The organism is Bifidobacterium sp. M0353 (genome assembly GCF_016100645.1).
In the GTDB taxonomy this organism is placed as follows: Bacteria; Actinomycetota; Actinomycetes; order Actinomycetales; family Bifidobacteriaceae; genus Bombiscardovia; species Bombiscardovia choladohabitans.
Window position 1 is genome coordinate 552,392 of sequence record NZ_JACFSB010000002.1, and the last position, 22,716, is coordinate 575,107.

Genomic DNA, 22,716 nt, shown 5'->3' on the forward strand with positions numbered 1-22,716 from the left:
GATCTCAGGCACCCAGCCCATGCGTGTCCCCCGGTCTGTGGTCTTTCTAACGGGGCCACTGCTCATCCAAGGGCGGCCGCGATCCATCGCAGGCCAGGTAGACACGGGCGATGCGCATGCCGGCCCGTTCCGGCTCCAAGGTCAGGACGTGCCGACCGTCGGTCAGTTGGACGGTGGTCATTTCCGACCATCCCCAGACATGCTCGGTGGCAAAGGTCATCAGTCTTCCCCCTCGGGGGAAGAGGTCGGTCCGGTCCAGCGGGTCGCCGTCCAGAATCAAATGGCAGGAGTCCTCCAGGTCGGAGGGGAACTGGGCCAGGAGCCAGATCCGGTAATTGCCTGGCTTGCTAATTTGGAAAGCCATGTTCATGCCGGGAGCCTGACCGGGGTCGGGCCAGAGCCGTTGCCTTGGCTCGGCCCGCATGGCCAGGCCCCGGCCCCTGTGAGTGGGGGCATCGGTGGGGACCCAACAGCCCTTCCGAGGTTTGCCATTGTGTGGTCCATCCTGTGACAGCCAGGCGTTTCCGTCCTGTCTCAGGCAGTCGGCGGCCTCAAGGTAGATGCGTTCTGGCGTCTTGTTGATGTCACTGTTCTGGCTGGGTTTCTGCTCGTGCTGATGTTCGTCTGGCCAGACCAGCTTCGGCCGCGTATACAAACCGCCGTGCAGCCAGTAGTCCTGGTCGAAGTAGGGTACAGGTTCGTCCGAAGTGCAGTCCGGGTCGATTCCGTAATCCTTGATGGCCAGGTTCCGCAGGGGGCGGTCCAAAGTCTCGGCCGTGGGCGTTGGCTGAAGGTCTGCAATCTGATTGCCGGTCTGAGCCCTGTCTATGTGAGTTGCGTGAGAACTACTGTTATCAGTCTGTTCGGAGGGCCGGCCATCTGTCACCCAGGTACTGAAGGCCGGTCCCAACCGGCTGGTCCGTTCGCGACCGGTGTTGATCACGATTTTGTCGATGCCGAAGGAGTCGTCCACGGCTATCAGCTGCAGCCGGTGGGGTCCTGCCTCCAAATAGGGAAGGATCATGGTCAGTTGCTCGGCGTTGTATACGATGGTTTCCTGCCAGTTGCCACGGAATTCGTCAGTGGTGGGCGATTCCAGGATTTCGCCCCAGTTGCCATCAAGGCTGACATGCAGGCGAATTCGGCCACGTGAGTTCAGGGTGGGCAGCCGGTGAACTACCAGACGGTAGCGGCCGGGGGTCTTCAGCCAGAAGTCCAGGCTCAGACAGGCCCCGCTTCCTGATTCCGGGTCGCTCCAGCCCTTGGTCTGCATCAGGTCCGGACCGAAACGGCCCAGGTCTTGGGTCGCCAGCCAAGCGGTGGTCTCCGTGAGGTCGGGGCTGACGCGTCCGCGTGAGGGGTCCATACTGATGTGGCCATCCGCCTCAACGTAGCCGGTGAATCCTCGTTCGAGGTGCGGATCCTGACCTACCAGAACATCGACTCTGATTGGGGCCGACCAGGCTTTTTCGGTTGCCTCCGGGTTACAGGGACGAGTGATGATGGTCAGCGTGCCTTGACGACCCGCATGGGTTGAAGCGTTCTCGACCTGTACATGGATTCGCCACTCGTCCCTGACGATCCGCCGCCTCTCTGGCAGACGGATCCAGTCCTGATCGGCACTGACGCACACTTCCTGTGCGGAGCATCCCATAAGGTCCAGGTCAATCCAACGGTCGGTGATGCCATAGGGGTCGAAGACCAGCTTGACGTGATCGTTATTGCCAGGGACCATGACGCTCTCCTGTGCTTCTTGTGGCGTCAGGATCAGTCTTTGGTTCGATTGGACCTTGACCGGTCTGCAAGCCGGGTACTGAGGCAGCGTAGGGGGAGGGAACCTGTTGGGTGTGAGGATGCCGTCCCAGCAGCCTTGGGCAAGTTCCTTGTTGTACCAATGGAGCAAGGCCCGGATCATCCCCTGGAAGAGATGGGAGATCCTCATCTGCCTGTCGGCGGCCGGCAAGGCGCCCCGGGAGGCCTCAAGACGGCTGCGGTCCGCATGGTAGAACTGGGCGTTTACATAGTAGACCATGGCGATCTTCAGATCCACCAACGATCGGTAGGCTTCGCGAAACTCCGGCTTCATGCTCTTGCCAAGACTGTGCGAGCGCTCAGCCAGTTCCCGTAATGCTGCCAGGCGGCCGCCGGCTTCGTCGTCGTAGCCTGTCTGGGTGAAGGAGTCCTCGTGCAGGTGTTCGATTTTGGTCTGATTGTTGATTCGGTAGTAGCTCATGCACAGGTCGGCAGCCTCAGAGCCGCGATTGTCATCGAAGGTCTGGTCGAACCAGGCGGCCACGAAGTCCCGTGCCGACAGACTGTGGTGATCCTCGTCAGCATTCCAGGCCAGATGGAGGAAGTAGGATCCCTCCAACTCCAGGCGCTTGATGGCTCCCAGATTATCCACCCATACCCGGCGGATGCCCCGATCCCAGCACTTGCCCAGCTGGTCGTTCATCAGAGCCAGGGGAGTGGATGAAGTGCAGCGGTAGCTGGTCCTCGGCGGCGCCCAGTAGGAGCTGTGGTAGTAAACCCCATTGCCTCCGCTACGTGCCCGTTCGGCCTGATTGGGGAAGCGGCGCATATACCCGTAGTTGTCGTTGACCCACATGATGGTCACGTCTTCGGGCAGGTTCAGGCCCGCATCGTAGAGGGGCAGCACCTCCTTGTATGGAATGAAGAGCTGTGGGATCTCCTGTGGCGGTCGGTCCAGGTGCTGACGCAGGATGTCCCTCTGGTCGTGAATGATCCGACCGAGCAGATCGACTCGCGCTCGCAGACGACCCTCCTGATCCAGATTCGGATTCTCGTCGATGGCGCGCGTGGTCAGGCCCGTGTCGTGGATGCCTCGCATGCCCAGGGTCCAGGTGACCTCGTAGTTCCGGTTCATGTCCACGCTCTGCGACCAGTAGCGCCGAATCATATCCCGGTTGCGTCCGGGCAGCGAATAGTCATAGTCCACATGTGCGCCCTGCGAGGCTACCCAGGGATCCCACTCATGTTGGTTGCTCCGCAGGAGCATGTCGCAGTGGCTGCTCCCGATGACCACCCCCATGCTCTGTGCAAGCCTACCGTTGCGCGGGTCGGAGTTGAAGGCGTTGACGTGCATGGCCGGCCACAGATAGTTACCACCCAGTCGCAGGATCAGATCGAAGACTTTTTCGTAGGTCGCCGGTCCGATGGTTCCGTCCGGGGTGTGCAGGCGGGCCCAGTCATCCAGCTCCTCCTCATCGTTGATGAAGAAGCCCCGGTATTTGACTGAGGGCCAGTCGAAGACGCGCAGGTCGTCGGGCAGACATATCCGTTCATGGCGGCGGGCTGGCACGTTTCCCCACCAGTGCAGGGGTGAGATGCCGATGGCCCGGCTAAGGGCGTAGATTCCGTAGATGGTTCCGCGCCGGTCGGCCCCGACGACATTGAGGGCGCCGTCGACGACCTGCAAGGTGAAGCCTTCCCAGCGGTACCCTCCTTGGGGGTCCTTGAGTGGAGTCAAATCAAGCTCGTCGGAGCAGACAGCTGAATCGATCCAGCTGGAATGACCCAGAGTGCCCAAGCGGATGTTCGGGCTGCTTTCGTCAATCTGATTGGCCGATCTCTGGGCCCGGCCTGTCACGGTCGCAAAATCACGCATCAGGTTGCCGGCCGCAATTTGCACGGCCGAATCCTCACCATGATTCAGCAGCCAGTTAGGCCGGACCCCTGAATCGGCCAGAACTGCGCCCGACACGGCGGTCACTGGGATGGTTCCGGGCTGGGGATGAAACAAGGTGACCATGGTGGCGCTCCCACTGTCCACTGATCAGGCGGATGCTCTGCCGCCCGTGTTCGGACACCCATAGGCTAACACCGGATTAGGAAAATTTTCAATGAGAGAAAATGCGACTGTGAGGGCCTGATGACCGCTTCATTCCATTACCATGGTTGGAGACGCTTAGAGTCCAGCAGAGCCGGGAGGCGATCCGATGAGCAAGAAAGTGACGCTGGCCGACGTTGCCGCCAAGGCGGGGGTTGCGGTGTCCACGGCCTCCAAGGCGCTGCGCAACAGTGCACAGGTCAGCGGTCCGACAAGGGCCAAGGTGTTCAAGGCCGCCGCGGAGCTCTCCTTCTCGCTCAATGAGCGTCAGAGACAGTCCCAGCCTCCCAGCCTGCCCAAGTCGGTGGGCCTGGTCACTTCGGACCTGGACGGTCAATTCTCCATGCCCATCCTGATCGGCGCGGAAAGCTACTTCGGGGTCGAGTCCATTCCTGTTTTTCTCTGCAACGCCGGCAGGGATCCGGCTCTTGAACAGCACCATATTGACAATCTGCTGGCCTATGGCGTCAAAGGTCTGCTGATGGTCGGATGGCGTACCGATCCACGGCCGGCACTGACCAGCTGTCCGGTGCCGGTTGTCTATGCCAACCAGGCGTCCCTGGATCCCCATGACTGCTCGGTCGTCACCGACAACGAGGATGTCGGGCGGTTGATGGTCCGGCATCTGGTCGAGGGTGGGGCCAAAAGAATCGTGTTGATCGCCGGCGATCCGGCCTTCCAGTCCTCGGTCAGACGGCTCAAGGGGGAGATGGTTGAACTGGATAGTCGGGGGTTGGTTGCCGTGCGCACGGTTCGGTATGGAGGCTGGAACGAGGAGACCGGACGTCGTACCATGGTTGGCTTGCTGGATGAGGGCATCGACTTCGATGGGGTGGCTTGCGGCAACGACGAGATAGCCCGGGGGTGCCTGGATATTCTGCATGACCGGCATGTTTCCGTGCCGGATAGGGTATCGGTGGTCGGGGTTGATAATCGGCAGGTCATTGTCGGCAACTCGCGTCCCCCGCTGACCAGCGTCGACTTGAATCTGAAGGCCATTGGCACCAGGGCTGCCAGCTGCCTGGCTGATATGCTGGACGGCCGAGGTCACCAAGGTATCGAATGCGTCAAGGGCACACTGGTCCAGCGCGCCTCTACCAGAATGCCGCTGTAAGTCCGTTCGTCGGCAGATTTCAGAAGGTCATACAATCGCGATTTCACTGGCACAAGTGAATCTTGAGCCCTTTAATGCACAGAAACTTTTTACTCAACGAACTTTTATCTTCCGATAATGGCCAATGCTGAAGTTGCCGCAAGAAGTTAAGGTCGCAGGTCGTCTAGTCTGGTTTCCAATGTGATCGAAATTGATTCTTTCGGTGTCTCGTATCCCGCTCGGTGCAGAAAGGACATACCATGACCTCACACCACTCAGAGTCGCATTGGGCTTAGATTCCGGCTGATCGCGTTTCCTGCGAGATCGGACCCTTGATAGGATGTCCACCTCATGCTTGGCCTCACTGCTTTCTGTTCTGCAGTGCGTCTGATCTCCGCGCGACTGGGGAAGTCGACCTCGAAGCGTCTACCGCAGAAGTCCGGACGCGGAGGGAGGTTGGCGGAATCAATTCTCCTCTGCGTCCAGCAATACCACGCCCTGGAGCGGATTGCTGTCTAAGGCTCCCACGGTCTCATGTGGCAGGTAGGGCTCCTCCATGGAGGCGATTTCTTCGGGTGTGAGTTCCAAATCCAGGGCAGCCGCCGCATCGTCAAGATGCCGGGCCTTTGTGGCACCGATGATCGGTGAAGCAACGCCTTTGGCCCACTGCCAGGCGATGGCTGCCTGGGTCATAGGTACGCCATGCTGCTCTGCCACTTTTTGCACGCGGTCAATGATGGCCAGGTCGTTGTCTTCGGCCCTGCCGTACTTGCCGCGCGAAACCTTGTCGGTGGCGCTGCGCAATGTGTCAGCGGTCCAAGTGGGCCGTGTCAGATGGCCGGCGGCCAGAGGGCTGTAGGGCATGAGCGAGACGTTCGTCTTTCTGCAGAAGGGTATCAGGTCCTTCTCGTCCTCCCGGTAGAGCAGGTTGTAGTGGTTCTCCATGGCGCTGAAAGGGGTCCAGCCATTGTCTTGGGCGACTTTCTGCATATCCTGAAACTGGCTGGCGTACATGGCTGAGGCACCCAGCGCTCGCACCTTGCCAGCCTGGATCAGATCGTTCAGCGCCTCCATGGTCTCCTCGATGGGCGTTTCATAGTCGAACCGGTGGATGATGTAGAGGTCCAGGTAGTCGGTGCCCAGTCGCTTTAGCGTCCCATCGATCTCCCTATGGATCGCCTTGGATGAAAGTCGCCCCTCATTGAAATAGACCTTGGAGGCGATGACCACACGGTCGCGGCTTGTATGCTTTCTAAGCGCCTTTCCCAGATATTCCTCACTGGTCCCGTCCGAGTAGCCGTTTGCTGTATCAAAGAAGGTGATGCCCAGATCCAGTGCGTGCGCAACGACCGCGTCGGTCCCTTCCACATCCAATGTCCAGTCGTGCATGGTGCCTGTTTTACCGAAGCTCATGCATCCCACGCAGATCTTCGATATGTTGATGCCTGTTTTGCCCAGTTGTGTGTACTGCATTTGAGTTCTCTTGGCCTTCCTAGCCGCAGATGCAATCATGCTAGCAAGTTCAAGTCGGTGGAAGTCTATTTATGAGATAGATGCAGTGTTTAGTTCACTGAGCGGAAGATGATCTATGCTTGATGAACGCTGAAGCCTACTTTGTTGTGCTCCGAGCCAGTTCAATTTGAAAATTACAATGTTTGTGCGTTATCGATAGCGACCGTGCAAGTATGCTAATGTACTTCCATTAAAGTCAAAGCGAGCTTTTCAAAATGCACGTTAAGTAGAGTAATGGAAGTACATCGTTTAACTTTTATAGTGTTTCAGTAATTGCTGCATCATTCAATCGCGCTTGACCATAAAGACAGATATACGGGAATGTTCCCGCTTATGGATAGCTTAGTCCCATTAAGTGAGGAAGTACTCTGGTCAATGGGCAAAGCGGATTTGAATTCCTTCGCTAGGGTATAAATTCCACGGTATAACCAATAGATATGATGATTTTTAGGACAGACGTAATAAGAGAATAAGTGCACTCTGCTTTCTGCGATTGTATTCAATTGGGGAAGAGATTGACTGATGAAATAGCTGGTTTTAGAAGTATCGGGATTATTAGGAATAGAGGAACGAATTGTATTGTCCTTTCCCGGAAACAGTACAAAGCATGTCTCGTTTTTAGCCGGACCATGTATTCGCCAAGCTACATCACACATACCAGAATCATAAAGTGGTGATTCGTTCGTAATTAGCTTTTCGGCCTCTTTGTTTTCAGTCATGAAATCGATAGCAAGAGACGGCTTTGTATAAGGCTGATTGATGGGTGGCACATTTATTTCTACGTGTGCATCGACGGAGAATAGTTGCATTGCTTTGCCCCTTTTTACCATTATGATTTGCTGAATTCATTCGAGTGCTTTTGTAACATCACTATGAATCGTTGTGATGGTGCAACTCTGCAAATTCAATTATATCGTATCTATATCGCTCGGAAACGCATAATAACTGTGTCTGAATACTTATATTATTAAGCTGAAATGAACTACTGTTGTTTTCGTCTATGGTTAATTATCCATGAACCATGGGTTCGAAACCTATTCCTCACGCTCAGGCGATCTTAATAGCGCTTTAAGTAAAGATGTGCATCTATTAAGAAGGAGTTTAATAAGAAAGCCGCTTCGAAATTAAAGATCAGCTCAACAGCCATGCAATCAGTCAATATCAAAAGAGGCTAGAGCGAAGAAAATTTTTATAGCTCTATCTATGTAAATGGTCCAGCATGCCAGATTGGCGACTGCGTATACCGTTTTACAGAATGCGCTTGTAGGTGCGATGCAGTGTGTAAGCCAAAGGAGCCTGTATCGATCAGATGCCTACAAGAGTCGTGGCAAGCGGGGTCCAGAGTACCCCCCCCCCCTGCCCCTGCCTAGTTGTTTGAGGGTGACACTGATGAAAATGCTGGCGATTCCAGCGCACTCGGCCAGAAATCGGTAGTCAGCACAAACGCATTTGCCGGTCTCATAGATGTGACCTGAGCAATGCCATCAGACTATTGCCAACGGCACCTGCCATTATTTCCCGCTGATACAATCAAGATAAAAGTTGAATCTAACCTTTAATGAAGAAGGCTCACGTGGCAAGTGGAAACGATATGAGCTGTGCTGCTTTTTCGCATTTGTTGCGTTTCAAGCGCTCACATTATCCGTATTCCGATAGGTACCTTAGCGAGGTGTACAATTCGCCGGATACGCATGCAAGAACAGAAAAACAACATATGGTGCAGTGGTTTGAAGATAATGCAACCCATGGATTAGGCGCCTATTCCCGGCAAAGGCCGAATAAAAGTGCAAAAAATTGTTATAACAAATTGGAGAACGCTGCCTCGCTGCTGTGGATTGCTGAGGCGGCTGGCCTTGAAGAGTCCATCGTAGCAGCAGCTTTTGAGGCTGCGAGGCAGGCGGGAGACCATCGCCGAGCTTGCGGCGCAATCCGCAGGATCATCACCTGGTCCATGATTATTGAATTCTTGTAATGGCATTAACGTAAATCAAATATAGTTTTAATAAGTGTCTAAGTATCGTAGGTACTCGGCTTTCAGCGGAGACTGCTTAGAGCAAGGGTGGTTTTTTACACAGGTTCGTAAAGAAAAGGTTGCATATGCCCGAGATTATTTGTCCCAAATGCGGAACCGCATTCACCATTGACGAGGCCGGATATGCCGATATCCTGAAGCAGGTTCGTGATAAGGACTTTGACAGGCAGCTTCATGAACGGCTTGAGCAGGCTGAACGTGAGAATAGCAAGATCCGCGAACTGGACCAGGCGCAGGCCGAGCAGACGCTGCAGAAGACCAAAAGCGCCAAGGATGCCCAGATACAGGAGCTGCAGGCAAAGCTGGAATCCGAGCAGGCTGCAAAGGAATTGGCTGTTTCAGAAGCCTTGCGGAAGGTCGAGAAGGAGAAAGACGATCTGAGCGCCAAACTGGATAAGGCCGAGTCGGAGAAGCAACAAGCGCTAGATCTGGCAGAGGCCAATTCCAAAAGCGAGCTGCAAAAGGCGGCTGCGGACAAAGAGGCCGAGATCGTCAAATTGCAGAATCAGCTTGATGCTTTTGAGTTGCAGAAGAAGCAGGAGCTTGCCCAGGCTTTGATTCCGGTGGAGAAGGAGAGGGATGATTTCAAGGGTAGGCTTGAGAGGTTGCGGCTTGAAAAGGAGTCGGAGGAGAAGCTCTCCAAGGAGCAGCTGAAATCGCAGCTGCAGGCGGTCGCCGCGGACAAGGATTCCGAGATAGCAGAGTTGAAGAGCAACCTGGACAAGGCTGAGCTGCAGAGCAAGGTCGAGGCCAAGTCCCTCAAGGAGCGTTACGAGGTCCAGATCCAGGATCGTGACGAGCAGATTGAGCGGCTGCGTGATCTGAAGGCGAAGCTGTCCACCAAGATGGTGGGGGAGACACTTGAGCAGCATTGCCAGATCGAGTTCAACAAGCTGCGGTCCACGGCCTTCCCCAATGCCTACTTCGAGAAGGACAACGATGCGCGTACGGGCAGTAAGGGCGACTTCATCTTCCGTGACAAGGATGATTCCGGCACGGAGATCGTGTCCATCATGTTCGAGATGAAGAATGAGACGGACACCACCTCCACCAAGCATAAGAACGAGGACTTTTTCAAGGAGCTCGACAAGGACAGGCGGGAGAAGGACTGCGAGTACGCCATCATGGTCTCCCTGCTGGAGCCTGACAGTGACCTGTACAACACGGGTATCGTGGATGTCTCCTATCGCTACCCGAAAATGTATGTCGTCCGTCCGCAGTTCTTCATACCGATAATCACCCTGCTTCGTGATGCCGCCAAGAACTCTTTGCAATACAAGAACGAACTTGAAGAGGTGAAGGCACAGAACATCGATATAACGCATTTTGAGGACGAGTTGGAGTCTTTCAAGAGCGCTTTTGGCCGCAATTATGATATCGCTTCGAAGAAGTTCAAGACCGCAGTGGAGGAGATCGACAAATCCATCAGTCACCTGAACAAGATCAAGGATGCCCTGCTGGGCTCCGAGAACCAGCTTCGTTTGGCCAACAACAAGGCGCAGGACGTGACCATACGAAGACTGACCAGAAACAATGATACCATGAAATCCAAATTCGACGAAGTAAAGAAATCCAAAGCCATAGGAAGCTGAGAATTTGAATGGTGCAACCATGTGAAGGGTTAGGCGTAGACGGCTTCTCTAATTTTGCAGTCGGGATGTCCAACCATAACTGGTTGCACCATGTCAGCAACTGTTCTGATCTTCCGCAAATACGCTGAGATAGAAAAACAAAGGCTCGGAATTCAAACGATTCCGAGCCTTACTGGTAGCGGGGTCAGGATTTGAACCTGAGACCTCTGGGTTATGAGCCCAGCGAGCTACCGAACTGCTCCACCCCGCGTCGGCTGTTCAACACAGCAGTTATCTATGTTACGGATTCCAGCGCACTTGTCAAGTCCGTGTGTGGGAACGCCCGCGCTGGGCCATAATAGAGTCATGCCTATCACCATCCCCACCGGATTGCCGGCCAGATCCATCCTGGATTCGGAGCGCATCTTCGCCCTGGAAAGCCACGAGGCGGAGCGTCAGGAGATGCGTCCGCTCAGGCTGGTCATCCTCAACCTGATGCCTACCAAGGTGGAGACCGAGACCCAGCTGCTGCGCCTGATCTCCAAGTCACCGCTTCAGGTGGAGATCGACTTCATGAAGACTTCCACCCATCAGGCCGTGCACACCAGCATGGATCACCTGGTCAAGTTCTACGAGAATCTGGACTCTTTCAAGGACAACTGTTATGACGGTCTTGTCGTGACGGGCGCCCCGGTGGAGCAGATGGACTTCGAGCAGGTCGACTACTGGGATGAACTGACCCGCATTCTGGACTGGGCCTCTACCCACGTCTTCTCCACTATGTATCTGTGCTGGGGGGCCATGGCTGGGCTCTACTACCGCCACGGCATCGCCAAGCGCAACCTGGATCGCAAGGTCTTCGGGGTCTTTCCCCAGTATCTGCAGGACGAGTACTGCTTCATCACCAATGGCTTCGACGAGGTAGCCTTGCAGCCCCACTCCCGATGGGCCGGAGTGGACGAGGACCAGGTGCGGGCCTGTCCGGATCTGCAGGTGCTGACCTGGGGTCCCCAGTCCGGCCCAGGGCTTATCAGCACCCAGGATTTCTCCGAGATTTTCGTGCTTGGCCACTGGGAGTACGACCGTGACACCCTGGCCCACGAGTACCAGCGCGACATGGCCAAGGGCCTGGACCAGGTGTCTTTCCCGGTTAACTACTATCCTCACGACGATCCGACATTGGAGCCGGTCTTCTCCTGGCGGGCCCATGCCAACCTGCTCTGGCGCAACTGGCTGAACTGGGTCTACGAGACCACCCCCTACGACCTGGACCAGGTGCCGACTCTGCGGGCGGCGGGCCGACTGGGTACCGACCGATCCATCAGACACGCCCCTGGCTGCCCACGCGCCGACGGATACCGCCCACTGGCAGCCGATGGGTATGGGCTTATTCCAGGCGCTGTCGAGAGTCAATGACGATTGGATTAGGTCCATCATCGGTCTGTCCATGTCGCGGTGCGGATTGGACCTGCGGCCACTATTTGTGACACACTGGATGAATCTATGGTTACCGAGGCTCCTGGTCTGGGCTACACTACCCATACGGTGCAGCCATGAGTCGCGTGCGCGCTATAGTGTTCACTGTGTCGTTCAGGAGGCGATAGATGCTAGAGGCAATGGGAAGTGAAGCTTTCAGTCTGGCCATGGCCAAGCCGAGTGAGCTGCCTTCCATCGATGATTTCCTGCCTCCTGAGATTCTTTTCCAGGGAACGCCCTTTGCCATGAACCGGATCATCCTGATCAGATTCGTGGCCATGGTCATCATTCTTCTGGTGCTGGGGATCACTGCCGCAAGGGCCAAGCTGATTCCATCCCGCTGGCAGGGGGCAATTGAGTGGGTCATCGAGTTCATCCGTGACTCGGTCGTCTATGACACCTTGGGCGAGATTCGTGGCAAGCGCTACGTGCCCATGATCACGACCATCTTCTTGACCATCCTGGTCTTCAACCTCTGTGGCATCGTGCCAGGCATGAACATAGCTGCTACGGCCACTATCACCATGCCTCTGGTCTTCGCCATCTGGACTTTCTGCCAGTACATGGTAACGGGATTCCGGGAGCAGGGTGTCTGGGGCTACTTCAAGTCGGAGCTCTTTCCAGCTGGTGTGCCCTGGCCTCTCTATATTATTCTGACGCCCATCCAGCTTCTGGAGATGGTCATCGTCAAGCCGGCCTCTCTGACCATCCGACTCTTCGCCAACATGATCGCCGGCCATCTGCTGGTGGCGGTTACCCTGGCCTTTACCCAGTTCTACATTGTTGAGGTCAGCAATAAGGCTTTGGCATTGGCTGGCGTCGGCTGGTTCGTTCTGGGCTTCGCCCTGACGGCCTTTGAAATCTTTGTGGCGGCCCTTCAGGCCTACATCTTCGCCATCCTGACCACGGTTTACATCTCCATGAGTTACCCTGAAGAAGGTTGAGCGAAAAGAACAAGCCGCGGTCGGCGTTTTAAGCGGTCGCAGCCCACATATTCGTTGGTTCCGACCAGTAGACGGGGGTCGGGGCCGAACCACAATCCAAGAACCGGCAACGGTGGAGGAAAGGAAAATAAATGGACATCATCACACTTGCTGAGGTCTCCGGCAATCTGAGCATCCTGGGATACGGCATTGCAGCTCTCGGCCCCGCGCTGGGTCTGGGCATCGCCGTCGGCAAGACCGTCGAGAGCATGGCTCGCCAGCCTGAGATCAGCGGACAGCTGCGCACCACCATGTTCATCGGCCTGGCTCTGATCGAGGTGCTGGCCCTGCTGGGCTTCGTGGCGCTCTTCATCGCCTGAGCCGTGTGATTCCTGCATGATCCGGCTTCGATAAAGGAAAGGAGGAGCCAATGTACGCTCTAGCGGTAGGCAAAGGGATCAAGCTGTTTATTCCTCCGATTTACGACATCTTCTGGTCGCTGGTCATCCTGGTCATCCTGGCCGTCTTCTTCTACAAGTTCTTCATGCCCAAGTTCCAGGCCATCTTCGATGAGCGCTCGTCCAAGATTGAGGGCAACATCCAGAAGGCCGCCAAGGCTCGTGAAGAGGCGGATCAGGCCCGTAAGCAGTATCAGGATCAGCTGGGCAAGGCTCGTGTCGAGGCTTCCCAAATTCGTGATGACGCCCGCGCCGAGGCCTCCAGGATCGTGGCGGATGCTAGGACCCGGGCCGAGACCGAGGCCAACCAGATCACCGAGAACGCCCAGCGATCCCTCAAGACCCAGCAGCAGCAGGCGCTGGTCTCGCTCAAGGGCGAGGTGGGCACGCTGGCTACGGCTCTTGCCGGCAAAATCCTGGGCTCGCAGCTTCAGGATGATGCCGTGCAGTCCTCCATGATCGACTCGATCATCGCGGACCAGGGCTCGGACAAGCGGCAGGCAGGATGACTGATTGGCGGACGATGGGAACGTTGATTCCGCGAAAGGGGAGGTGACATGCGAGGAGAGACTTCGCTGAGCTCCGACAAGGAGACCAGGGCCAAGTATGCCCCTTTGCTCAAGAGCAAGGGGAAGGATGCCCTCCGTGTGGCCATGGAGCTCTATACCTTCGTGACCCTGCTCGATGCCAACAGGCCCCTGGAGCGTGCGCTGACCGACCCCTCCCGTCCTGCTGAGGACAAGTGGCGGGTGATCGACACCATCCTGGCCGATAAGGCCGATCCGCTGACCGTGGATATCCTCCATGATCTGACCGATCATCAGTGGAGCCGTGTGGTGCACATCGCCAACGCGGCCGAGGACATGTCAGTGGATGCCACCGCCTATTACGCCGATGCTCTGGGCATCACCAACCAGGTGGCCGGCGAGCTGGCTGAGATCCATTCGGCCCTGCTCGGGATGCCTCTGGTGCTCTTCCGGCTCTCGGACGAGTACAGTGATTCCAAAGCCCGGGCCGACCTGCTCAGGGCGCTCCTTGACGGGCAGCATATGCATCCGGTCACCGAGCAGATGGCCCTGAACGCCACCATCGACCTGCGCGGACGGCGCTTCCCAGACACTATCGTTTGGTTGGTGGACCGCTTCTCCGAGCACATGGACCAGGTCATGGTCACCGTCACCACGGCGGTCTCCATGAAGGACGAACAGGTCAGCCGTCTGCAGGAGGTCTACGGGCACAAGCTGGGCAAGCCGGTCCACATCAACTCGGTGGTCGATCCTTCGGTCCTAGGCGGCATGAAGGTCCAGTACGGCTCGGTCTCCACCGACGGCACGGTGGCCACCCAGCTGAAGCACCTGAAGCGGCGGATGGCCGTGGCAGGATGAGCATGGGACCAACAGACTTGAACAAGAACAGAAATAAGGAGTGATCATGGCAGAAATGACCATTGATCCCGCCGTGGTGCGCAAGGCGCTCGACCAGTTCGTCGAGTCCTACAAGCCGACGGACACCCCCACCCAGGAGGTGGGCTACGTCCGTACGGCTGGTGACGGCATTGCGCATGTGGAGGGACTGCCTGGTTGCATGGCCAACGAGCTGCTGACCTTCGAGGACGGCACGCTGGGTCTGGCTTTCAACCTGGACGCCCGAGAGATCGGCGTGGTCATCCTGGGCGACTTCGCAGGTGTCGAAGAGGGCCAGGAAGTCCACAGGACCGGTGAGGTGCTCTCAGTGCCCGTCGGCGACGGCTATCTGGGGCGTACGGTCAACCCTCTGGGCGAGCCCATCGACGGCCTGGGCGAAATCAAGAGCGAGGGCCGCAGAATCCTGGAGGCTCAGGCCCCCGACGTCATGCACCGGCATCCCGTCGACGAGCCCCTGGCCACCGGCATCAAGGCCATCGACGCCATGACACCCATCGGCCGCGGTCAGCGCCAGCTGATCATCGGCGACCGGCAGACCGGCAAGACGGCCATCGCCATCGACACCATCATCAACCAGAAGCGCAACTGGGAGTCCGGAGACCCCAAGAAGCAGGTGCGGTGCATCTACGTGGCCATCGGTCAGAAGGGCACCACCATCGCCTCGGTCCGTTCATCTCTGGAAGAGGCCGGCGCCATGGAGTACACCACCATCGTGGCCTCCCCGGCTTCCGACTCCGCAGGCTTCAAATACATAGCCCCCTACACCGGTTCGGCCATCGGACAGCACTGGATGTACGGCGGCAAGCACGTCCTGATCGTCTTCGACGACCTGAGCAAGCAGGCCGAGGCCTATAGGTCCATCTCCCTGCTGTTGCGTCGTCCGCCGGGGCGTGAGGCTTACCCTGGCGACGTCTTCTACCTGCATTCGCGTTTGCTGGAGCGCTGCGCGAAGCTCTCCGATGATCTGGGCGGCGGATCCATGACCGGTCTGCCCATCATCGAGACCAAGGCCAACGACGTTTCGGCCTACATTCCGACCAACGTGATCTCCATCACCGACGGCCAGATCTTCCTGCAGTCTGATTTGTTCAATTCCAACCAGCGTCCCGCCGTGGACGTGGGCATTTCAGTCTCCCGTGTGGGCGGCGCCGCACAGACCAAGGCCCTGAAGAAGGTCTCCTCGACCCTGAAGATCTCCCTGGCCCAGTACCGCTCCCTGCAGTCCTTCGCCATGTTCGCCTCGGATCTGGATGCGGCCTCCAAGGCCCAGCTGACCCGCGGCGCCAGGCTGACCGAGCTGCTCAAGCAGCCCCAGTTCACGCCTTACTCCATGGAGAAGCAGGTCGTCTCGGTCTGGGTAGGCACCCATGGCAAGCTGGATGATCTGGACCTGGAGGACGTGCTGCCCTTCGAGTCAGGGCTCCTGGACTACCTGGACCACAACACCGACATCCTCAAGACCATCCGCGACACTGAGGACTTTACCGACGACACCGAGAAGGCCCTGGATAAGGCCGTGGACGAGTTCGCCAAGACCTTCGTGACCCACAAGGGCCAGACCCTGGATGGCCACAAGGCCGATCAGGACCAGGGGCAGCCTGTCGCCGTCCAGCAGGAGAAGCTGGTGGCCGACGGCAAGAGCGGCAGCAAGGCCGGGAAGCGGTAGACCATGGCCTCACAACTCGCATTCAAGTCAAGGATCGCCTCCACTTCGGCATTGGAGAAGATCTTCAATGCCCAGGAGATGATAGCCTCCTCGCATATCGCCAAGGCCAGGACCGTGGCCCTGGAAGCGAAGCCTTACTCCGATGCGATCTTCGATGCAGTCCAGGCCCTGGTGGCCCATACGGACGATATCCGCCATCCCATTGTCAGGAAGGACGAGAAGAACCCGCGCGTGGCTGTGCTGGCGCTTACAGCCGACCGCGGCATGGCAGGGGCCTATACCTCCTCGGTCATCCGCGAGACGGAGTCCCTGCTGGCCCGACTGGACCAGCAGGGCCGACAGCCCCAGCTCTTCGTCTACGGTCGTCGCGGTGTCTCTTACTACCGCTACCGCAACCGCAGCATCGTCAAGACCTGGGAGGGCGACAGCGATCGGCCCGGCGTGGATGTGGCCAGGGAGATCTCCCAGGCACTGCTGGAAACCTATATGACTCCAGCGGCCAAGGGGGGCGTCTCCGAGCTCTACATCGTCTACACCGAATTCATCAACATGGTGGTGCAGAAGGTTCGGGTGCTGCGCATGCTGCCCCTGGAGCTGATCAGGCCGGACCAGGAGCAGCCTGAGGAGGCTATTGATGCCCCCGTGCCGGACGACGAACATGGGCGCCAGGGTGATCGCTATGCGGCCCTCTACGACTTTGAGCCCAGCTCCCAGGAGGTGCTGGATGCCGTCCTGCCCAAGTACATTCAGTCGCGTATCCATGAATGCCTGCTCACTTCGGCCGCCTCGGAGACAGCCAGCAGGCAGAACGCCATGCACACCGCCACTGATAACGCCAAGGGGCTGATCGACGACCTGACCCGCAGGCTCAATGCCAGCCGCCAGGCGGCCATCACGCAGGAACTTACCGAGATCGTCGGCAGCGCCGATGCGCTCAACAAAGAGGAAGAGTAGGAACGCCAATGGTTGCACAGCAAGAACAGCCGACCACAGCGAGCCGCAAGCCGGATTCGGCCTCCAAGGGGCGCGTCACCCGAGTCCAGGGTTCGGTCATCGATGTGGAGTTCCCGGCAGGTCACCTGCCGGACATCTACAATGCCCTGACCGTGAATCTGAGCCAGTCCTCGAACACCGAGGGCGAGTCGCTGACCACCATCATGCTGGAGGTGGAGCAGCACCTGGGCGATTCCACGGTCCGCACCGTGGCCCTGAAGCCCACCGACGGCCTGGTCCGCGGCGCCACAGTCACCGATACGGGCGGGCCCATCATGGTGCCCGTGGGCGACGTGACCAAGGGACACGTCTTCGACGTGGCCGGCAACATCCTCAACAAGAAGGAGGGTGAGCAGATCAAGGTCACCGAGCGGTGGCCCATCCATCGCAACCCGCCTGCATTCGATCAGCTGGAGTCCAAGACCCAGATGTTCGAAACCGGCATCAAGGTCATCGACCTGCTGACCCCCTACGTGGAGGGTGGCAAGATCGGCCTGTTCGGCGGCGCAGGTGTGGGCAAGACCGTGCTCATCCAGGAGATGATCCAGCGTGTGGCGCAGAACCACGGCGGTGTCTCCGTCTTCGCAGGCGTGGGCGAGCGTACACGTGAGGGCAACGACCTGATCGGCGAGATGGACGAGGCCGGCGTGCTGGAGAAGACCGCACTGGTCTTCGGCCAGATGGACGAGCCCCCGGGGACCCGTCTGCGCGTGCCCCTGACCGCCCTGACCATGTCGGAGTACTTCCGCGACGTGGAGAACCAGGATGTGTTGCTCTTCATCGACAACATCTTCCGGTTCACCCAGGCCGGCTCCGAGGTCTCCACCCTGCTGGGCCGTATGCCCTCGGCCGTGGGCTACCAGCCCAACCTGGCCGACGAGATGGGTGCCCTGCAGGAGAGAATCACCTCAACCCGTGGCCATTCGATCACCTCCCTGCAGGCCATCTATGTGCCGGCCGATGATTACACCGACCCGGCCCCTGCGACCACCTTCGCCCACTTGGACGCAACGACCGAGCTCAGCCGTGACATCGCCTCCCAGGGCATCTATCCGGCTGTGGATCCGCTGGCATCCACCTCCAGGATTCTGGACCCGCGCTACGTGGGGCAGGCCCACTACGACTGCGCCAACCGGGTCAAGGCCATTCTGCAGAGGAACAAGGAGCTCCAGGACATCATCGCTCTGATCGGCATCGACGAGCTGGGCGAGGAAGACAAGACCACCGTCAACCGCGCCCGCAAGATTGAGCAGTTCCTTGGCCAGAACTTCTACGTGGCTGAAAAGTTCACCGGTCGCAAGGGCTCCTATGTGCCTGCGGACGAGACCATCGAGGCCTTCACCCGCATCTGCGACGGTGCCTATGACGACGTGCCCGAGCAGGCCTTCTCCGGCATCGGCGGCATCGACGACCTGGAGCACAAGTGGCACGATATGCAGAAGGAATACCGGTAGTCATGGCGGACACAGGCAAGGCCTCCATGCGGGTCAACATCGTCTCGGCGGACAGGCCCATCTGGTCGGGTCAGGCGCGGTCGGTCACCGTGCCTGGCACCCAGGGGTCCATGGGCATCATGCCCGACCACGAGCCGGTGCTGGCCCTGCTGCAGGAGGGCAACATCCGGGTTCAGGCCACCGATGGCGGTCGTCAGTCCTTCCATGTGGACAGCGGATTCGCCTCCTTCGACAGCAACAAGCTGACTGTGGCCGTGGACCACTACCTGGAGGATGCCGATCAGGGGCAGCAGTCCTGACTTCCTTTCCTCTTCCGCCCGGCTGGTGCACTCGCATCGGCCGGACCTTTTCTTTCTCGGCCGGAACAGCGACTGATATATTGGCACCTGTGCGAATCATTGTTGCCGACTGCTCCGCCGAATACTCCGGGCGTCTCAATGCCAGCCTGCCGACGGCCAGGCGCGTTCTGCTGATCAAGGCCGACATGAGCTGTCTGATCTTTTCGGAACTGGGTTCATACAAACCCCTGAACTGGATGTGTGCCCCCTGTACCATCAGGGAGATCGAACCCGAGGAGACCAGCAAGGACGTCCCGGGTGTCAAGGCTGATTCAGTGGCCGGAACCGGGCCGGACGAGGTGGTGGAAGCCGCCGCGCCCGATGCGCTGATCGCCCAGGAGCAGGATCAGGACCAGACTCGGCCCGTCCGTAAGGTTCTGCGTGTTTCGGCCGTCAAATCCAGCGATGTGCTCACCATCAGGCTCTACAAGGTCTATGCCGACGACAGTTACGACCTGGGGGTGGACCCGGGATTGGTCAAGGACGGTGTGGAAGCGCATCTGCAGCGCTATCTGGCCGAACAGATCGACCGGATCGGCCCGGGGGCAACCCTGGTGCGCAGGGAGTATCCCACCCCCATCGGCCCGGTGGACATCATGGCCGTGGACGGCCAGGGACGGCATGTGGCCATCGAGATCAAGCGGCATGGGGGTATCGACGGGGTGGAACAGCTGACCCGCTATTGCCGCCTGCTCAACCGCGACCCCCTGCTGGCTCCTGTCCGCGGGATTTTCGCGGCCCAGACCATCACCCCCCAAGCCAGGGTCCTTGCCGAGGACAGGGGATTCGAGTGCCTGATTCTGGACTACGAGGCCATGAAGGGCGCCGACAGCGACGAACTGACCCTCTTCTGAGGCAGTTTTCAGTCTTGCATGGACTTGCATAGGCAATATGTCGGGCAGCTCACATAGATTCTCGGTTGGTTCGAAAAGACCCGAAAAGTTACTAGATATTGGGGTTTATGGCCTGACACGCCACTACAGGTGGTATTGTGCTCACGCCTGGGAGTGTGTAGAGTGCAATCAACAGGTTCCAAGCAGAGGGCTATAGAGCTTGGAAGACACGGCTACATTTACGGGAGAGGCGATTATGTCCATCACGGTCTACACCAAGGCGCACTGTCCCCAGTGTGACGCCACCAAGCGTCAGTTGACCAAGCAGGGGCTGGAGTTCGAGCAGGTGGATTTGACCGAGAATCAGACCTTGATCGACCAGTTCATCGCCCAGGGATTCAAGCAGACCCCTATCGTAGTCACTGACCAGGAGACGTGGAGCGGGTATCGCCCCGATCTGATCAGGAAGGTAGCGCAGAGCGCCAAGGTCTTTGCCTGATCAAAGTACTCGGAGCCCGGTTCACGAATATGTGGACCGGGCTTTTTTCATAGCTTGGTGAGCAGTGGGGTTAATCAAAAACGTGGAATCTACTGCCAGTTTTCGGCAGCCACGATCTGAAGGCGTCGGTCAGCCTTTGCCGACTGAAGCCATCCCATCCGTACTGTCCAGTTGCTGTATGAATTGTCTGCCAACGCGGGCGGTCTCGGCGTGATTGTGGATTGTCGTTCAGGTTGCTGTGAGCGCGGATGATAACGCGGTATCCGGTATTCGTATATCCAAAAGCAGAGGAAAGCGGCTCGCCTTCCCTAGGATTGTCGACTATATGCCGCGGTCGACGGGAAGCAGGCGGGAAACGGTGAAGAGAAGACGATGAACAAGATGCGAGCAAGTAGGGAGGTGAGGGCATGAATTGGACCTTTATGGCGCAGAACCTGCATTTCTTCGTCAATGCGGCCTATGTAACGGTCTTCATCTCCTTCTTCGGCGTGGTGCTTTCCATGCTGATCGGGCTGGTTTGCGCCGGGCTGGAGGTCTTCAGGATTCCCCTGCTCACGCAAGTGGCCAGAGTATACATTGAGCTGTCAAGAAACACCCCGCTCCTGGTTCAGCTCTACTTCCTCTATTTCGGGTTGCCCAAGCTTGGGGTCAACTGGAGCGCCCAGACCTGCGCCATCGTCGGGCTGGCCTTCCTGGGCGGCTCCTACATGGCCGAGGCCATGCGTGGCGGACTGGAAGCGGTACCTCGGGTTCAGATTGAGTCCGCCCGCGTCCTGGGATTCACGCGAGCCCAGACCCTGTCCAGAATTGTGCTGCCCCAGGCCCTGAGCAGCGCCATACCGGGCGTGGTGGCCAACATCATCTTCCTGATCAAGGAGTCCTCGGTGGTCTCGGCCATCGCTCTGGCCGACGTCATGTATGTCACCAAGGATCTGATGGGCACCTCCTACGACACCTATGAGTCCCTGACCCTGCTCATCGTCACCTATCTGGTCATCCTGCTGCCCATCTCCGTCATTGGAACCGTTCTCGAGCGGAGGTTCGACTATGCAAGGCGTTGAGGTGCTCTTCCAGCCGGGGGTCATGCCCAGGCTCTTCCAGGGGCTCTGGGTGACCGTCTGGATAGCCGGCGTCTCGGTCCTGCTCTCCCTGCCCCTGGGGTTGGTGGTCGGATGGCTGATGACCCTGCGCAACAGCCTGGTTCGATTCCTGATGAGGATCTATCTGGACTTCATCCGCATCATGCCCCAGCTGGCCCTGCTCTTCATCGCCTTCTATGGGCTGTCCAGGGCGTGGAACCTGAATCTTGACGCCACCGGCGCCTGCCTGCTGGTCTTTGTGCTTTGGGGCGGGGCCGAGCTGGGCGACCTGGTCCGCGGGGCCCTGGAATCCATTCCCCGCACCCAGGTGGAGTCGGCCTACGTGCTGGGACTGAGCTCCTGGCAGACCTTCTCCAAAATCATCCTTCCGCAGGCCTTGCGCCGACTGCTGCCGGCCAGTGTCAACCTGGCCACCAGGATCGTCAAGACCACCTCCCTGGCCGCCCTGCTGGGCGTCATCGAGGTCATCAAGGTCGGTCAGCAGATCATCGATGCCAACCGTTTCGCCTATCCCCAGGCGACCCTGTGGATCTACGGTGTGATCTTCTTCATGTATTTCTTCATCTGCTGGCCCCTGTCCCTGGTGGCCCGGCATCTGGAAAAGAGGTGGGCCCATGACTGAGGGGCAAGCGATGGCGAACCGGCCACAGGACGAACAGGCGGAGCGGGCGGTGCTGACCGTCGAGCATCTGGTCAAGCAATATCCGCAGGCGCAGAACCCTGTGCTCAATGACATCACCTTCCAGGTGCCCAAGGGCAAGGTCTTTGTGGTCCTGGGTCCCTCGGGCTCAGGCAAGTCCACCCTGCTGCGGACCATAGCCGGACTGGAACCCATACAGGGTGGCCGGATTCTTCTGGACGGTCAGGTGGTGGAGACCGGTCATCCCCTGGGCAAGCGCAGCGGAGGTCCTGGCGGCCTGATGTCGGGCAGCCGCAGCTCCGATCTACGCACCAGGATCGGCATGGTCTTCCAGAGCTACGACCTCTTTCCCAACAGGACCGTGCTGGACAACGTGACACTGGCGCCCGTCCTGGTTCAGAAGCGCAAGCGGGACCAGGCGCGTCAGGAGGCTCTGGAGCTGCTGGACCGGGTGGGTCTGGCCGGCCGCCGGGATGCCTGGCCCAGTCAGCTCTCGGGCGGCCAGCGGCAAAGGGTGGCCATCTGCCGGGCGCTCATCCTCCATCCCGAGATCATGCTCTTCGACGAGGTGACCGCGGCTCTGGATCCTGAAATGGTCCGCGAGGTTCTCCAGGTCATTCTGGAGCTGGCCGACCAGGGGTTGACCATGATGATCGTCACCCACGAGATGGCCTTCGCCAGGGGCATCGCCGACCATATCGTCCTTTTGGATGGAGGCACCCTGGTCGAACAGTCCGACGATCCGGAGGCCTTCTTCACCCACCCGACCACTGACCGGGCGCAACGCTTCCTGTCCACCTTCACCTATGAGCGCAGGCGGAATCAGGACCAGGATCAGGAGTCCCGATGAGGAC

20 protein-coding genes and 1 tRNA gene are annotated in these 22,716 nt (G+C 58.4%); 17 read left to right on the forward strand and 4 right to left on the reverse strand.

Annotated elements, in window-relative coordinates; genetic code table 11:
• Positions 1–46: 46 nt before the first annotated feature.
• Positions 47–3,772: a glycosyl hydrolase 115 family protein gene (locus tag H3V04_RS07770; RefSeq protein ID WP_198187896.1), complete on the reverse strand. Its 3,726-nt coding sequence runs from the start codon at positions 3,770–3,772 to the stop codon at positions 47–49.
• A gap of 187 nt (positions 3,773–3,959) precedes the next feature.
• Between H3V04_RS07770 and H3V04_RS07775 the strand changes: the two genes are divergently transcribed.
• Complete coding sequence (locus H3V04_RS07775; protein ID WP_198187898.1) at positions 3,960–4,964, forward strand: LacI family DNA-binding transcriptional regulator; 1,005 nt, start codon at positions 3,960–3,962, stop codon at positions 4,962–4,964.
• Positions 4,965–5,408: 444 nt separating this feature from the next.
• On the opposite strand, the gene H3V04_RS07780 is transcribed toward H3V04_RS07775, so the two are convergent.
• Entirely contained in the window at positions 5,409–6,416 is a 1,008-nt protein-coding gene (locus H3V04_RS07780) for an aldo/keto reductase (protein ID WP_198187900.1), read from the reverse strand.
• A gap of 320 nt (positions 6,417–6,736) precedes the next feature.
• Positions 6,737–7,264 (reverse strand): hypothetical protein, encoded by a 528-nt coding sequence (locus tag H3V04_RS07785; RefSeq protein ID WP_198187902.1) that lies wholly within the window; start codon positions 7,262–7,264, stop codon positions 6,737–6,739.
• 749 nt (positions 7,265–8,013) lie between these two features.
• Here H3V04_RS07785 and H3V04_RS07790 point away from each other — a divergent pair.
• Together H3V04_RS07790 and H3V04_RS07795 are read left to right on the forward strand one after the other, a co-directional pair.
• Positions 8,014–8,427: a hypothetical protein gene (locus H3V04_RS07790; protein WP_198187904.1), complete on the forward strand. Its 414-nt coding sequence runs from the start codon at positions 8,014–8,016 to the stop codon at positions 8,425–8,427.
• A 125-nt stretch (positions 8,428–8,552) separates the two neighbouring features.
• Entirely contained in the window at positions 8,553–10,079 is a 1,527-nt protein-coding gene (locus tag H3V04_RS07795; RefSeq protein ID WP_198187906.1) for a DUF2130 domain-containing protein, read from the forward strand.
• 173 nt (positions 10,080–10,252) lie between these two features.
• On the opposite strand, the gene H3V04_RS07800 is transcribed toward H3V04_RS07795, so the two are convergent.
• A tRNA-Met gene (locus H3V04_RS07800) sits at positions 10,253–10,329 on the reverse strand.
• 95 nt (positions 10,330–10,424) lie between these two features.
• Here H3V04_RS07800 and metA point away from each other — a divergent pair.
• From metA to H3V04_RS07870, 14 genes are all read left to right on the forward strand, one after another.
• Entirely contained in the window at positions 10,425–11,474 is a 1,050-nt protein-coding gene (metA, locus tag H3V04_RS07805; RefSeq protein ID WP_198187908.1) for a homoserine O-succinyltransferase, read from the forward strand.
• Between the two features lie 188 nt (positions 11,475–11,662).
• Complete coding sequence (gene atpB / locus H3V04_RS07810) at positions 11,663–12,478, forward strand: F0F1 ATP synthase subunit A (RefSeq protein ID WP_154312856.1); 816 nt, start codon at positions 11,663–11,665, stop codon at positions 12,476–12,478.
• A 131-nt stretch (positions 12,479–12,609) separates the two neighbouring features.
• A complete protein-coding gene (gene atpE, locus H3V04_RS07815; RefSeq protein ID WP_015022486.1) occupies positions 12,610–12,837 on the forward strand; it encodes an ATP synthase F0 subunit C in 228 nt (75 codons plus the stop codon).
• 50 nt (positions 12,838–12,887) lie between these two features.
• Positions 12,888–13,424, forward strand: coding sequence for a F0F1 ATP synthase subunit B (locus H3V04_RS07820; RefSeq protein ID WP_045935802.1), 537 nt, complete (start codon positions 12,888–12,890; stop codon positions 13,422–13,424).
• A gap of 48 nt (positions 13,425–13,472) precedes the next feature.
• A complete protein-coding gene (locus H3V04_RS07825; protein WP_198187910.1) occupies positions 13,473–14,300 on the forward strand; it encodes a F0F1 ATP synthase subunit delta in 828 nt (275 codons plus the stop codon).
• A 46-nt stretch (positions 14,301–14,346) separates the two neighbouring features.
• On the forward strand, positions 14,347–16,005 hold the full coding sequence (atpA, locus tag H3V04_RS07830; protein WP_198183064.1) for a F0F1 ATP synthase subunit alpha: 1,659 nt from the start codon (positions 14,347–14,349) through the stop codon (positions 16,003–16,005).
• 3 nt (positions 16,006–16,008) lie between these two features.
• The gene (locus tag H3V04_RS07835) at positions 16,009–16,959 is read left to right on the forward strand and encodes a F0F1 ATP synthase subunit gamma (protein ID WP_198187912.1); all 951 of its coding nucleotides are present in this window, start codon (positions 16,009–16,011) and stop codon (positions 16,957–16,959) included.
• Positions 16,960–16,967: 8 nt separating this feature from the next.
• Positions 16,968–18,452, forward strand: coding sequence for a F0F1 ATP synthase subunit beta (atpD, locus tag H3V04_RS07840; protein WP_198187914.1), 1,485 nt, complete (start codon positions 16,968–16,970; stop codon positions 18,450–18,452).
• Positions 18,453–18,454: 2 nt separating this feature from the next.
• Positions 18,455–18,751 carry a F0F1 ATP synthase subunit epsilon gene (locus tag H3V04_RS07845; protein ID WP_198187916.1) on the forward strand — a complete coding sequence of 99 codons (297 nt, stop codon included), beginning with the start codon at positions 18,455–18,457 and terminating at the stop codon, positions 18,749–18,751.
• Between the two features lie 89 nt (positions 18,752–18,840).
• Positions 18,841–19,644, forward strand: a complete 804-nt coding sequence (nucS, locus tag H3V04_RS07850) for an endonuclease NucS (RefSeq protein ID WP_198187918.1) — start codon at positions 18,841–18,843, stop codon at positions 19,642–19,644.
• A 235-nt stretch (positions 19,645–19,879) separates the two neighbouring features.
• Positions 19,880–20,122 (forward strand): glutaredoxin-like protein NrdH, encoded by a 243-nt coding sequence (nrdH, locus tag H3V04_RS07855; protein WP_198183060.1) that lies wholly within the window; start codon positions 19,880–19,882, stop codon positions 20,120–20,122.
• Positions 20,123–20,529: 407 nt separating this feature from the next.
• Entirely contained in the window at positions 20,530–21,183 is a 654-nt protein-coding gene (locus H3V04_RS07860; RefSeq protein WP_198177242.1) for an amino acid ABC transporter permease, read from the forward strand.
• The gene (locus H3V04_RS07865; RefSeq protein ID WP_198183056.1) at positions 21,170–21,844 is read left to right on the forward strand and encodes an amino acid ABC transporter permease; all 675 of its coding nucleotides are present in this window, start codon (positions 21,170–21,172) and stop codon (positions 21,842–21,844) included. The genes H3V04_RS07860 and H3V04_RS07865 overlap by 14 nt, the downstream gene beginning before the upstream one ends.
• A gap of 10 nt (positions 21,845–21,854) precedes the next feature.
• A complete protein-coding gene (locus H3V04_RS07870; RefSeq protein ID WP_232342630.1) occupies positions 21,855–22,712 on the forward strand; it encodes an amino acid ABC transporter ATP-binding protein in 858 nt (285 codons plus the stop codon).
• Positions 22,713–22,716 lie beyond the last annotated feature (4 nt).

Bases quoted from the DNA above. Each gene is read 5' to 3' on its own strand.
- H3V04_RS07770 (WP_198187896.1), bottom strand. From the start codon at position 3,772: ATGGTCACCTTGTTTCATCCCCAGCCCGGAACCATCCCAGTGACCGCC.
- H3V04_RS07775 (WP_198187898.1), top strand. From the start codon at position 3,960: ATGAGCAAGAAAGTGACGCTGGCCGACGTTGCCGCCAAGGCGGGGGTT.
- H3V04_RS07780 (WP_198187900.1), bottom strand. From the start codon at position 6,416: ATGCAGTACACACAACTGGGCAAAACAGGCATCAACATATCGAAGATC.
- H3V04_RS07785 (WP_198187902.1), bottom strand. From the start codon at position 7,264: ATGCAACTATTCTCCGTCGATGCACACGTAGAAATAAATGTGCCACCC.
- H3V04_RS07790 (WP_198187904.1), top strand. From the start codon at position 8,014: ATGAAGAAGGCTCACGTGGCAAGTGGAAACGATATGAGCTGTGCTGCT.
- H3V04_RS07795 (WP_198187906.1), top strand. From the start codon at position 8,553: ATGCCCGAGATTATTTGTCCCAAATGCGGAACCGCATTCACCATTGAC.
- metA (WP_198187908.1), top strand. From the start codon at position 10,425: ATGCCTATCACCATCCCCACCGGATTGCCGGCCAGATCCATCCTGGAT.
- atpB (WP_154312856.1), top strand. From the start codon at position 11,663: ATGCTAGAGGCAATGGGAAGTGAAGCTTTCAGTCTGGCCATGGCCAAG.
- atpE (WP_015022486.1), top strand. From the start codon at position 12,610: ATGGACATCATCACACTTGCTGAGGTCTCCGGCAATCTGAGCATCCTG.
- H3V04_RS07820 (WP_045935802.1), top strand. From the start codon at position 12,888: ATGTACGCTCTAGCGGTAGGCAAAGGGATCAAGCTGTTTATTCCTCCG.
- H3V04_RS07825 (WP_198187910.1), top strand. From the start codon at position 13,473: ATGCGAGGAGAGACTTCGCTGAGCTCCGACAAGGAGACCAGGGCCAAG.
- atpA (WP_198183064.1), top strand. From the start codon at position 14,347: ATGGCAGAAATGACCATTGATCCCGCCGTGGTGCGCAAGGCGCTCGAC.
- H3V04_RS07835 (WP_198187912.1), top strand. From the start codon at position 16,009: ATGGCCTCACAACTCGCATTCAAGTCAAGGATCGCCTCCACTTCGGCA.
- atpD (WP_198187914.1), top strand. From the start codon at position 16,968: ATGGTTGCACAGCAAGAACAGCCGACCACAGCGAGCCGCAAGCCGGAT.
- H3V04_RS07845 (WP_198187916.1), top strand. From the start codon at position 18,455: ATGGCGGACACAGGCAAGGCCTCCATGCGGGTCAACATCGTCTCGGCG.
- nrdH (WP_198183060.1), top strand. From the start codon at position 19,880: ATGTCCATCACGGTCTACACCAAGGCGCACTGTCCCCAGTGTGACGCC.
- H3V04_RS07860 (WP_198177242.1), top strand. From the start codon at position 20,530: ATGAATTGGACCTTTATGGCGCAGAACCTGCATTTCTTCGTCAATGCG.
- H3V04_RS07865 (WP_198183056.1), top strand. From the start codon at position 21,170: ATGCAAGGCGTTGAGGTGCTCTTCCAGCCGGGGGTCATGCCCAGGCTC.
- H3V04_RS07870 (WP_232342630.1), top strand. From the start codon at position 21,855: ATGGCGAACCGGCCACAGGACGAACAGGCGGAGCGGGCGGTGCTGACC.